This window comes from Burkholderia sp. Tr-20355 (genome assembly GCF_017104685.1).
GTDB lineage: Bacteria > Pseudomonadota > Gammaproteobacteria > Burkholderiales > Burkholderiaceae > Burkholderia > Burkholderia seminalis.
Window position 1 is genome coordinate 1 of record NZ_JAAGPK010000418.1, and the last position, 348, is coordinate 348.

The window sequence follows — 348 nt, forward strand, 5'->3', positions numbered from 1 at the left end:
CCTGACGATTACCTACTTTCACACGGGAATCCGCACTATCATCGGCGTAGAGTCGTTTCACGGTCCTGTTCGGGATGGGAAGGGGTGGGACCGACTCGCTATGGTCATCAGGCAAAGAGGGTTGTTGCGTTGCTTCGCAGCGCAACCAATCTTGGAAGAAGCAGTAATTTTGGGGTTGTGCGTATCAGCACATCGCGGTCATTCAACCGCTGTCTGTAAAACAGACTTGTTATAGGATCAAGCCTTACGGGCAATTAGTATCAGTTAGCTGAACGCATTACTGCGCTTACACACCTGACCTATCAACGTCCTGGTCTCGAACGACCCTTCAAGGGGATCTAGTCCCCA

General features: G+C 51.1%; 2 rRNA genes. Both read right to left on the minus strand.

Annotation, left to right across the window (positions count from 1 at the left end):
• Positions 1 to 112, minus strand: a 5S ribosomal RNA gene (gene rrf, locus G3N62_RS35725); the annotation flags it as partial.
• Positions 113 to 233: 121 nt separating this feature from the next.
• A 23S ribosomal RNA gene (locus G3N62_RS35730) occupies positions 234 to 348 on the minus strand; the annotation flags it as partial.